The sequence below is a fragment of the Mycobacterium sp. genome (assembly GCF_965229105.1).
In the GTDB taxonomy this organism is placed as follows: Bacteria; Actinomycetota; Actinomycetes; order Mycobacteriales; family Mycobacteriaceae; genus Mycobacterium.
The window spans coordinates 1,474,494-1,486,324 of the sequence record NZ_OZ245858.1 but is presented as its reverse complement, the minus strand read 5'-3'; the positions used below and the strand labels follow the sequence as shown (position 1 = coordinate 1,486,324).

At 64.5% G+C, this 11,831-nt stretch carries 10 protein-coding genes; 2 read left to right on the top strand and 8 right to left on the bottom strand.

The window, feature by feature from the left end; all coding sequences use genetic code 11:
* Positions 1-72 precede the first annotated feature (72 nt).
* From ADBZ9O_RS07145 to ADBZ9O_RS07115, 7 genes are all read right to left on the bottom strand, one after another.
* Positions 73-2,322, bottom strand: coding sequence for an MMPL family transporter (locus ADBZ9O_RS07145; RefSeq protein ID WP_526529735.1), 2,250 nt, complete (start codon positions 2,320-2,322; stop codon positions 73-75).
* A gap of 68 nt (positions 2,323-2,390) precedes the next feature.
* A complete protein-coding gene (locus ADBZ9O_RS07140; RefSeq protein WP_526529733.1) occupies positions 2,391-4,043 on the bottom strand; it encodes an FAD-binding dehydrogenase in 1,653 nt (550 codons plus the stop codon).
* A 60-nt stretch (positions 4,044-4,103) separates the two neighbouring features.
* Positions 4,104-4,808, bottom strand: a complete 705-nt coding sequence (locus tag ADBZ9O_RS07135; RefSeq protein WP_526529731.1) for a DUF2334 domain-containing protein — start codon at positions 4,806-4,808, stop codon at positions 4,104-4,106.
* 68 nt (positions 4,809-4,876) lie between these two features.
* Entirely contained in the window at positions 4,877-5,365 is a 489-nt protein-coding gene (locus ADBZ9O_RS07130) for a glutathione peroxidase (protein ID WP_526529729.1), read from the bottom strand.
* 95 nt (positions 5,366-5,460) lie between these two features.
* Entirely contained in the window at positions 5,461-6,123 is a 663-nt protein-coding gene (locus ADBZ9O_RS07125; RefSeq protein ID WP_526529727.1) for a cysteine peptidase family C39 domain-containing protein, read from the bottom strand.
* A gap of 72 nt (positions 6,124-6,195) precedes the next feature.
* Complete coding sequence (locus tag ADBZ9O_RS07120) at positions 6,196-8,301, bottom strand: S9 family peptidase (RefSeq protein ID WP_526529725.1); 2,106 nt, start codon at positions 8,299-8,301, stop codon at positions 6,196-6,198.
* Complete coding sequence (locus ADBZ9O_RS07115; RefSeq protein ID WP_526529723.1) at positions 8,298-9,191, bottom strand: phosphoribosylaminoimidazolesuccinocarboxamide synthase; 894 nt, start codon at positions 9,189-9,191, stop codon at positions 8,298-8,300. The genes ADBZ9O_RS07120 and ADBZ9O_RS07115 overlap by 4 nt, the downstream gene beginning before the upstream one ends.
* A 52-nt stretch (positions 9,192-9,243) precedes the next feature.
* Here ADBZ9O_RS07115 and ADBZ9O_RS07110 point away from each other — a divergent pair, with 52 nt between their 5' ends.
* The gene (locus tag ADBZ9O_RS07110) at positions 9,244-9,867 is read left to right on the top strand and encodes a hypothetical protein (protein WP_526529721.1); all 624 of its coding nucleotides are present in this window, start codon (positions 9,244-9,246) and stop codon (positions 9,865-9,867) included.
* A gap of 16 nt (positions 9,868-9,883) precedes the next feature.
* Here ADBZ9O_RS07110 and ADBZ9O_RS07105 read toward each other — a convergent pair whose 3' ends face one another.
* Complete coding sequence (locus tag ADBZ9O_RS07105; RefSeq protein WP_526529719.1) at positions 9,884-11,317, bottom strand: DUF4214 domain-containing protein; 1,434 nt, start codon at positions 11,315-11,317, stop codon at positions 9,884-9,886.
* 94 nt (positions 11,318-11,411) lie between these two features.
* Between ADBZ9O_RS07105 and ADBZ9O_RS07100 the strand changes: the two genes are divergently transcribed.
* A complete protein-coding gene (locus ADBZ9O_RS07100; RefSeq protein WP_526529717.1) occupies positions 11,412-11,765 on the top strand; it encodes a hypothetical protein in 354 nt (117 codons plus the stop codon).
* Positions 11,766-11,831: the final 66 nt, after the last annotated feature.

Sequence of the window (11,831 nt, the reverse complement as noted above, 5' to 3'; positions counted from 1 at the left end):
TCATTCGTAGTCAGCGCTGGTTTGGTTGGGTTGACGGAGAAGATAATTTCGGAACGCCATTGAACTGGGCTTTTACCGATTTGGCGGCGTCTCGCTGAGGCCGATGTGGTTGTGCAGGCGGGTCATGAACGGCGGTGCCCACCAGTTCCACCGCCCGAGGACACGCATGAACGCCGGTACCAGAACCATCCGGACCAAGGTGGCGTCCACGGCAACAGCCAGCGTCAAGCCCACCCCGAACATCCGCATGAAGGACACCTGAGCGGCGATCAGCGCCGCAAAGGAGATCGACATGACCAGTGCGGCCGCGGTGATGACCCGTCCGGTGCTGGCCAGCCCCAGTGCCACACTTTTGTCGTTGTCACGGCGGCTACGTTGGCTCGCCAGCCAGTACTCCCGGATCCGCGAGAGCAGGAACACCTCGTAGTCCATCGACAGCCCGAAAGCGATGCAGAACAGAAGGACGGGCATATTCGCGACCAAGGTGCCGGTCGGGGTGGTCCCCAGCGCATTCAGGTGCCCGTCCTGAAAAATCCAGACCAGCGCGCCGAACGCCGCGGTGAGGGACAACAGATTGAGGATGAGCGCCTTGATCGGAAGGACCACGCTGCCCGTCAGCAGGAACAGCAGCACCAAGGTGACGGCCGCGATGATCGCCAGGACCAGCGGCAGCCGTGCGGTGATGGCCTCAACGCTGTCGCGGTTGATCTGCGCCATGCCGGTGAACTCGACTGCGCGACCACCCGGCGGGGCGATCTCATGGAGACGATCGAGCTGAGTTTCCGACACCGCCGAGAACAGGGGCGCATTGCTGCCGACGGTCAAGAATGTGCTGCCATCGGTGAACCCGCCGGTAGGCCCCCCGACTGGTCCTGACGGCCCGATTCGTTTCCCGGCGGCGAAGGTACCGGTGGAGGCACTCACGGATGTGACATCGACGACGCTGGACAACTGCGTCGCGTAGGTGTCGATGTCTTCTGGGGCCAGGCCGGTGGCGTCGGGGATCACGATGGTCACCGCGGTTGTCGAGTTATCGGAAAATCGGTCGCGCATCACATCGCCGACCTGACGGGCCGACGACGATTGCGGTAGAACGCGGTCATCGGGGAAGCCCCAGTTGATGCCTAGGAACGGCAATCCAGCCACGAGTAACACCGCGGATCCGGCCAGTCCGATCACCACCGGGCGGCCCATCACCCGTTTCGCCCATCGGAACCAAAAGCGTCGCTCCACCGCGACGGGTTGTGGTTCCTCGCGGCCCAGCAGACGCCGCAGCCCGCGGCGGACGTCGAATGCGTCCAGACGCGACCCGAGCAACACCATCGCCGCAGGCGTTACCACCAGCGCGGCCAGCGCACAGACCGCGACCGTCGCGACGCCTGCGTAGGCAAACGATTTCAAGAAGTACATCGGGAACAGCACCATCGCTGACATCGACAGCGCCACAGTCGTCGCGGAAAACACCACGGTGCGGCCCGCGGTCTGCATCGTCTGAATCAGCGCGTGCTCCGGTTCGGAGCCGCCCGCGATTTCGTCGCGGTAGCGACTGACGATCAGCAGTGTGTAGTCGATGGCGAGCGCGAGACCAAGGGCCGCGGCCAAGCTCAGCGCGAAGATCGACACATCCGTGGTCAACGCGACCAACCGCAACACCGACATCGACCCGACGATCGCCAGACCACCCACCAACAGGGGCAGGGCGGCGGCCAACAGGCCACCGAACACCCACACGAGCACCAGGAAGCTGACCGGAACCGCGATCATCTCCATGACCAGGAGATCCGCGGAGGTCTGGGAGTTGATCTGCGCATAAACCATCGCCGACCCGCCCAGGAGCACCGTTACCTTGGCGTGTTTCGGCACAACCGACTCCGACACGGAATCGGCAATCACCTGAGCGCGCTGCGGTGCGTCCTTCTCGCCGCCGGTGATCCCCGCGACGACCAGCCCCGATTGGCCGTCCTCGCTGATCAACTCAGCGGCCGCCTGCGGCGGCGCCGTCCACGCTGACACCACATCGACCACATATGGTGCATCTTTGATGTGGTTGACGATGTCCAACCCGGCCTCACGAGCGTCGGCGCCGCGGACCCCGTCGGGTGCGGTCACCATGAACAGCAGTTGCACGTCGCCTTGGCCAAACCGTTCGGTGAGCAGGCGGGCGGCACGCGAGGACTCTGCCGACGGATCCTGAAACCCTCCGGCGGACAGGGAGTTGGTCACCGGCAGGCCGAAGATGGCGGCGGCCACCATCAGGACGCCGACGACGAAGAGCACACGACGCGGGGCGGCAATCGCCAGCAGAGTGATCCGGTGCAGCATGATCAACCTCCCTGCTGCCGGCGGCGTCGTCGAGAACGACATCATGCCCCATCGCGCTTTCGCAGCGTTTAGCTGATATCGGCTGCCGCGCCTCGCCCGGCCGCGCGGCCGGAGAAGATGCAACCACCGAGGAAGGTGCCCTCCAGCGCCCGGTAGCCGTGTACTCCGCCACCGCCGAAACCGGCGACCTCGCCCGCCGCGTACAAGCCGGCCAGCGGTGTTCCGTCACTGCGCAGCACCCGGGCATCGAGATCAGTCTCCAACCCGCCCAACGTTTTACGGGTCAGAATATGCAGTTTGACGGCGATCATCGGGCCGGCCTTCTGATCGGTCAGTCGATGTGGCGCGACCACTCGGGACAGGCGGTCGGGAAGGTACGCCCGCGCCCCGCGGATAGCCGTGATCTGGCCGTCCTTGCTGAAGCGGTTCGCGACTTCCCGGTCGCGTGCGGTGACCTCGGCTTCGACCTCTGCGTAATCCAAAGGGGCCACGTCGGGCAACGCGTTCATCGCAGAGACCAACTCGCGCAACGTCGTTGCGCTGACGAAGTCGACACCGCGATCGACGAACGCCTGTATCGGTGGTGGGGCACCGGGGCGGACCCTGGCCAGCACCTTGCGGATGCTGCGCGAGGTCAGATCCGGATTCTGCTCCTGCCCCGATAACGCAAACTCCTTCTCGATGATCCGGGCGTTGAGGATGAACCAGGTGTAGTCGTAACCCGACTTCGCGATGTATTCGAGTGTCCCGAGGGTGTCGAACCCGGGGTACAGCGGGCCCGGCAGCCGTCTGCCTGCGGCATCGAGCCAGAGCGACGACGGTCCGGGCAGGATTCTGATGCCGTGATTCGGCCAGATCGGATCGTAGTTGGTGATGCCTTCGGTGTAGTGCCACATCCGGTCGCGGTTGATCACCCGCGCTCCAGCGGATTCGGTGATGCCGATCATCCGGCCGTCGACGTGGGCGGGGACCCCGGCCAGCAGCTGACCGGGCACGCGCCCCATACTCGCCGGCCAGTTCTTACGCACCAGGTCGGGGTTGCCGCCGATTCCACCGCTGGTGACGATGACCGCAGATGACCTGAATTCGAACTGGCCCAAGGCATTTCGGGATGATGCCACTCCCCTGGCCGCCGTTGACGGCTCCAGTACTGTGCCGCGCACCCCGGTGACCGCTCCGCCTTCGACGATCAGCTCGTCGACCTGATGGCGGTGCGCAAACCGGACCATCGGAATGTTCTTCACCCGGCGCGCGAAGACGTCCACCAGGCCCGGGCCGGTACCCCAGGTGAGGTGAAACCGCGGTACCGAGTTGCCGTGACCGCGGGCGTCGTACCCGCCGCGTTCGGCCCAGCCCACGAGCGGGAAGATCTGCAGTCCGCGCTCGCGCAACCAGCTGCGCTTCTCACCGGCGGCGAAGTCGACGTAGGCATGCGCCCACTTCCGCGGCCAGTAGTCCTCTTCGCGGTCGAACCCGGCGGTACCGAGCCAGTCCTGCAGGGCCAGTTCGTGGCTGTCCTTGATACCCATCCTGCGTTGCTCGGGGCTGTCGACGAAGAACAGCCCGCCGAACGACCAGAACGCCTGCCCGCCGAGGTTGGCACCGTTCTCCTGGTCGACGACGAGAATCCGCTTACCTGCCATCTTGGGATGCTCGGCAAGCTCGCTTGCCGCGACCAGCCCAGCCAGTCCGGCCCCGATCACGATGACGTCGGCGTCCATGGCATTACACGCTAGCGACCAACCCTGTGCCGGTGTCGGGCCGTGTCACTCAAGCGTCTTTCACGCGGCGTCCTCTAGCGCGGAGTCCGGCAACCAGCGGTACACGGTAGGAACACACCCGTGCATCAACGCCAGGTCGACGGCGTCGAGCATCGCCTGGCGCGGCCCCGGGTTTCGCAACTGGCGGGCTGCCACCGCAACCCGCACGACGCCACCCCTGCGCGCACTCCGATCGGCGGACATCACCAGCGTCCGGCACCACCAGGGCTCGGTCAGAAATCCTTCACCGATCCCGAGTACCCGACCCCGCACGCTGGTGTCCCGCACCAGATCGGTGATCTCAGATAGTCCGGCGAGGAGTCGAAAACCGTTGCGCGGCAACATCTTGACTACCCCAGGCGATACCGACCAGCCCGGTGCGGCGAAGAGCCGGGTGCGCAGTCCGAGATGTTCGAGTACCCGGTCGGCAGCCATCAGCCGCAGGTTGGCCTCATGTGCCTGCAAGGTCGCGAACTCACCCCGTCGCAGCTTGGTGGCGGCCTCGTCGTAACCGTGCAGCACGATCGCGTCACCGCCGGCACGACGATCGGTCAGCCATCCCACCGTGGCGGCGTCGCGGTCGAGGCGGTAACCACCTCTGAGTCGAGGTGCGGCCAGCAGCGAAACGCCGACGCCGCGCTCGTCAAGGCGGGCGCATAACTCGTCGACATCGGCGAGTGTTCTGTCGCTGATGCCCGAGACCGAGACGATGAGTTGCCCGTTCACGGCCTCAGTGTCGCAACCGCAGGTTTCTAGACGGTTGCTGACACTCGGACCGCAGGTTAAGCCCGAGATTACGCGGGCAGGACACCTTCGATGGCGCCAACGACCTCAGGGGCATCGGGGACCGTTGTCGGCCGGAACCGGTTGACGACGGTACCGCCGGGCGCGATCAGGAACTTCTCGAAGTTCCACTGCACGTCGCCCGCCTCGCCGCCTGCGTCCGGGGTTTTGGTCAGCTCGGCATACAACGGGTGGCGGCCGGCTCCGTTGACATCGGTCTTGGCCAGCAGCGGGAACGTGACGCCATAGGTGGTCGAGCAGAAGGTCTGGATCTCCTGCGCGTCGCCGGGCTCCTGGCCCATGAACTGGTTGCACGGCACGCCGATCACCGTCAGCCCGCGGTCGCCGTAATCGCGGGCGAGCTGTTCGAGCGCGGTGTACTGCGGGGTCAGTCCGCATTTCGACGCCACGTTCACGATCAGCACGGCACGGTCGGCGTAGTCCGCCAGCGAGGTGGACTGGCCGTCGATGGTGGTCAGGGCGATATCGCTCAGGCTCATGGCGCTGACGCTAACACCAACAGGTATCGAAGCCGGCGACCAGCCGCGCAGTCTCAGCGAGGATGACCGCCCGTAGATCCCGTGGTGGCAGCCAGCTAGTCAACTGCGACGACGAGCTGATGGTCGTACATGCCCCAGGCCTTCTCGAACTGATCGATCGGCACCTGCTCGTCGGCACCGTCTTCCGGGCCGCTGTCGTTGAGGTGCACGATGCCCGCCGAGGTGTCTACGCCGGTGACCATCACGGCGTGTGGACCGTAGTGCTCACCGGGCTGATCCCAGATGATGTCGGCGTCCGCGACCGCCAGGACAGCGCCGCTGACGTCCAGGTAACGCTCGAGGGCGACCATCCCGGTCGCCATTCCGCTGTGCGCGGACACGTCGTCGTCGGTATAGGTGCCATCGACGCCATACTTGGCCATCAGCGCTGGCATGTCAGTGGTCGCGGCACCGTCGCCGGTGTTGGGGTCATCAAGGTTGGCCGGTTTGATGTAAATCGGCCCGTGCCCCTCGCCGCTGGGTGTCTTCCCCGCCACCGCGATGATGTCTTCCTCGTCCGGGGTGTCTCCGGTGAAATGCCCGATCAGGTGCGCGGTGGCCATGAGGGTGCAGTCGTCATAGTGCTGCTTGCTCCAGTTCTCGGCGCCGACCACGGGGTCTCCGTGCATGGCATCCGCGGCGCTGGCAGGACCAGCGAGGGCAATCGTGGCAGCAGAAAGCGCGATCGCGACGGCGGTGCCGATGGTGGTTAGCTTCATACGCAAAGCTTGGCCAGCAGCCCTCAAAAGATCCTTGGTGGATTCTTGTCCCCGGACGATCCTGTCGAGCGGTCAGTCGCCTTTCGACGCGGCGTCCAAAAGCCACGCATACTGGAACGCCACTTCCTTCCAGCGCTCGTAGCGACCGCTGATTCCACCGTGGCCGGCACTCATCTGGGTCTTCAACAGCACCGGATGGTTGTCGGTCTTGGTATGCCGAAGCGCGGCAACCCATTTCGCCGGTTCCACGTAGAGCACCCTGGTGTCGTTCAGCGATGTCATCGCCAGAATCGCCGGATACTCCTTCGCCTCGACGTTCTCATACGGCGAGTACGACTTCATATAGGTGTAGACATCGGCACTTTCCAGCGGGTTCCCCCACTCGTCCCATTCGGTGACCGTCAGGGGCAACGACGGGTCCAGGATCGTGGTCAGCGGATCGACGAACGGGACCTGCGCCAGAATGCCCGCGAACAGCTCCGGCGCCAGGTTCGCCACCGCACCCATCAACAGCCCGCCGGCACTGCCGCCGAGCGCCACCAGGTTCTGCGGTCGAGTCAAACCCTCCTCGACGAGATGGCGTCCGACGTCATTGAAATCGGTGAAGGTGTTGCGCTTTTCGAGCAGTTTGCCGTGCTCGTACCACAACCGACCCAGCTCGCCGCCGCCGCGCACGTGGGCGATGGCGAACACCATGCCGCGGTCCAGAAGCGAGAGGCGGGCAATCGAAAAGCGTGGGTCCTCGCACGACTCGTAGGCACCGTAGCCGTATAGCAGCGCCGGGGCGGGAAACTCGATATCCGCTCGATAGATGACCGAAATAGGAACGCGCACACCATCTTGCGCGATGGCCCAGTCGCGGCGTTCCACATAATCCTCGGGCCGGTAGTCGCCGAGGACGGGCTGCTCACGCAGCAGGATGCGCTCGCCGGTGGCCAGGTCCAGGTCATAAACCCGAACGGGCGTGACGAACGAGGTGGCGGCGATCCGAAGTCGTGGGGCAGCCCAGTTCGGATTGCCACCCAAACCCGAAGCGGTCAGCTCGGATTCGAATGTCAGTTCCTGCACATCGCCGTACTCACCGGCCGCGGTGATCGGCCAGAGCTGGATCCGGGGCAGTGCCTCGCTGCGGTAGCTCACTACCAGATGGCCGCCGAACGCATCCACCCCGTCGAGCCGGACGTCATCGCTGCCGGGGATCAGTGTGCGCTGGCGAGTCGGGTCCGCGACCGGCGCCTCGGTCAGCGTGAAGTTGACCGCACCGTCGTTGTGCAGGATGAGGAATCGGTCCTCACCTCCGACCACTGCATGTTCGACGGAGTATTCGACCCCCTCGCGCCGGGGCAGGATGCTGACGAACTCCGCGCCGGGATCGGCTGCGTCGGCGTAGAACATCTCCGAGGTGATACTCGAACCCGCCGCGATCATGACGTACTTATCACTGCGCGTCCGACCGGCGCCCAACCAGAACCTCTCATCGGGTTCGTGGAACACCTTTTCGGCGGGCAGGCCCGCACCCAGGCGGTGACGCCAGACAGTGTCGGGACGCCACGCCTCGTCGACTGTCAGGTAGTAGACGGTCTGGTTGTCGGCCGCCCACGTCACACCTGCAGAGATATCGACGATCACATCGTCATAGTTCTCCCCCGTGCGTAAGTCCCTGAAGCACAACGTGTACCGCTCGTCGCCCTTGGTATCGACGGAGTACGCCAGGACGTTGCCGTCGAGGCTGATGCTGGCCGCGCCGAGCGCAAAGAACTCATGGCCGTCGGCTTCGACGTTCTCGTCCAGCAGCACCTGCTCACCGGGAACGTCGGTGTTCTCGTCGAACACCGGCGGGCTCCAGTCGTCCGGATCCCCCACCGGGCAACGGCATTGCAGACCGTACTGTTTACCCTCGAAGCTGCGGCCGTAGTACCAGTAGTCGCCGCGACGGGTCGGCACCGAGAGATCAGTCTCTTTGGTGCGCGCTTTGATTTCGTCGAATATCTTCTGCCGCAACGGCTCTAAGGCGTCGGTGACCGCATCGGTGTAGACGTTCTCAGCTTCGAGGTAGGCCAGCACCTCAGGATCAGCCTTATCGCGCAGCCATTCATACGGGTCGTTGAAGACGTCGCCGTGAAACTCGCGGCGGCTGTCGACTCGCTTCGCGACGGGGGGCGGGGCGATCTCGGTCATGCGGTTGGTCCGATCCAGTCGCTGAAGCTCAGTCCCGAAATACGTTCGTAAGCCTCGATATAACGATCCCTGGTGGCGGCGGCGATATCCGCGGGCAACGGCGGAGGCGCTGCCGAACCGTAACGGTCCCAACCGGATTCCGGGCTGGTCAACCAGTTGCGGACGAACTGCTTGTCGAAGCTGGGCTGCACGACGCCCTGGCGATAGGTGTCCGCGCGCCAGTACCGCGACGAGTCGGGGGTGAAAACCTCGTCTGCCAGGCGCAGGTTGCCGTCCGCGTCAACCCCGAACTCGAATTTTGTGTCGGCGATGATGATCCCCTTGGTCAGCGCATGGTCCGCGGCCTGGATGTAGGTCTGCAACGTTCGATCCCGCAGCTGGTTGGCACGCACGGTGCCGACCAGCTCGATGACATCGGCGAAGGTGATGTTCTCGTCATGTTCGCCGATCTCTGCCTTGGAGGCGGGGGTGAACAGCGGTTCGGCGAACTTACTGGCCTCACCGAGCTCCGGCGGCAACGCGATACCGCAGACCTTGCCGGTCTTCTGGTAGTCGATCAGGCCCGAGCCGGTGAGATAGCCGCGAGCCACGCATTCCACCGGCAGCATCTGCAGCTGTTGCACGACCAGGGCACGACCCAGCACTTCGTCGGGGATGCGCGGGTCATCCGGTGGGCCGGCCAGGTGGTTCGGTGCCTCGATCAGGTCGAAGAAGAACACGCTCATCGCCGTCAGGATCCGGCCCTTATCGGGTATTTCGGTGTCCAGGATGAAGTCGAAGGCCGAGATGCGATCGGAGGCCACGAACAGCAGATGGTCGTCGTCGATGCGATACAGCTCGCGAACCTTGCCGCTGGCGAGGTGCTGGTACTCGGAGAGGGAAGGGCGCACCGGGTCAGCCTATCGGCCGCGCGATGACGGCCGACGTGTTGGGATCGACGCCATGAGATCGCGGTTTCTGCCGTACGCCACCACACCGAGCCGATTGCTGATGCAGCTCTTCAGCGATCTGTTCATCGTGTTGTGGTCGGTCATCTGGGTACTGGTCGGGATGGCGGTGCATTCCGCGGTGGCGACCATCGCCGAAGTCGGCAGGCAGGTCGAGAGCGGGGCGAACGGGATCGCGCACAATCTGGAGTCGGCCGGGAACAGCACTGATGACGTTCCCCTGATCGGCGACACCCTGAGCAAACCGCTGGATGCGGCCAGTCGGGCCGCGCTGGATCTGGCGGGCGCCGGCCACAACCTGGACACCACCGCCAGTTGGCTGGCCTGGGTCCTGGCATTTGCCGTGGCGGCGCCACCGATTCTGGCGGTGGCGATGCCCTGGCTGTATCTGCGGATCCGGTTCCTGCGACGCAAGCTGCTGGTGATCTCCCTGGCGTCGACTCCGGCTGGTGAACAGCTGCTGGCCCTACGCGCGCTGGCCAACCGCCCGCTGCGCAAACTCGCGTCGGTCAGCCTCGACCCGGTCGGGGCGTGGCGCCGTGAAGACGTCATCGCGATCCGCGGGCTGGCCGCCCTCGAACTGCGCTCCGCCGGTATTCGCACCCCCCGGCAGTGGTGAGTCGTTGACGCGCGTATCAGCCCAGGTAGGAAATCGTCGAGAAGGTGTAGCTCAACGATCCACTCTGCAGTTGCGCCAGGGTCGGCTGCAGCGGATCCGTCTGCGGCATGACCTCGCGGCTGGTGGCATTCGGGATAAAGGGGTTGTCCGCCCGCATCCGCAGGACGTTCGACCATAGATAATCTTGAATGCTGGTCATCTTCTCCGCGTCGGTCTGCCCTTTCAGGCCCAGATAATCGGTGAAGACCTTGATGACCTTGGGGATGTTCTCGGGCTTAGGGTTCGAGGTGATGAAGCCGGCGATCGTTTCATCGAACACCGCCCGGTCCACGGTGTAGACGTTGATACCGCCGCCGGTCGAGGTCGCGAGATAGCCCAGCTGTGCTGCCACGCCGACTTGGGCCTCCTTGAGACCGTCCTGCGGCGAGGGAACGTAGCCGGTATCAACCGTGCTGATCTGAGCGTTCGGATTGATCAGGTACACCGCCGACCACCGGTGGTGTCCGTCGAGGATGTAAGTGCCGTTGTCCGCGGTGACGATGACGTTTGAAGGATTCCCGCCGGGAACGATGGTGCCGCCGGCAAAATAGGTCGCGAGCTGATCGGGGTCCTGCAGCGGAAACTCCAGTGACTTCTTGAGATCGATTTCATTCTGCGTGGGGGTCAGCTGGGCGACGGGCACGCTGATGGCCGTGACCTGAAGGCTTTCGTTCGGGATACCGCGAACCGCGCCGCCGGTGGTCAGCAGTTTGTAGAGCGCCTGGTTGCAGGTGGTGCTGGTAGCGGTGCAGGGGTTGTCCTTGCTGACGTTGAGCAGCGTGTTGACCAGGTTCACGAACCCCTCGGGGGTCTCGGTATAGGCCGCGAGCAGGATCTGCTGTAGCTGGGCGACGGCCACCATATCCGGCAAGGTGACATCGCCGTTCTCGATGCGGTCGACGTTGGCGGCGCTGGCAAGCTCCACGGTGGAAATCCCTGACACTCCACCGTCGAGGAACCAGTTCTTGAGGGCGCTGGATAGCTCCGCGTCGGTGGGCGTGCGGCCGTAGACGACCTGATACACCTCTTGGATCTTCGCCGACCTGAACTCATCACTGGTCACGAAGCCCACCGCGACCAGCCCCGTGGGTAGACCAGCCTGCAGTTGTGGCACGTATGCCTGCAGATCGCTCGCGTCCGCTGCCTGTCCCACCATTGATCGATACATCAACTGTACGAACGTGGTGGCCGAGGCCACGACGCCGTTCACCCCGCCACCGGTGCTGCTGTGCAGGTAGAACTCATCAGTGGCGGCAATGGTCGCCGTGAACAACGGTTCCGGCACACCCCACGTCAATGCGGTTGCACCCCAACCTAACTCAGTAGCCGTTGCATTCCGACCCAGGAGCTCGAGGTAATAATTGTTCACTTCTTCCTGGCGTAAGGCGGTGGAACTGTAGAGCCCGGCCACGACACCGTTGATCCCGGTCAGGTTCCACAGATTCACATAGGTCTGCAACTCGGCAGCCGTGGGATCCGTGCGGAGCACCTGGCGGAAAAGCCCGGTGACCACCGCCGCCGGATCGGAAACACCCGACGGCACCGAGCCTCCGAACAGGTCGTCAAGGGTCAGGCGGGTAAACAGTGGTATCGCGGCTATGGTCGGGTCAGTGGTGGCCGGTGCCCCGGGGAGACCCAGGAAAGCGGACAGCCGACCGAAGATATCGGGCGCCGCGGTGGCCGACGACACGACCGAAGTCGTAGCAGTGCCTGTCGCCTTGGTCGTCGTCGCGTTCGCCAGGAAGATCGACTTTTCGACAGTAGATCGAGCCGTGGTGACCGCCTTCGACGGCGAGGCGGCGGAACCCACGGATGTCCCTGCGCCACTGGAGTTCTCCGAAGCGGAGATCGTTGCGTAGTCAACAGTCGTCGTCGCCGGCGAGGACTTCGGAGTACTATCCGATGACGTGTCCTTCAGAGCGGGC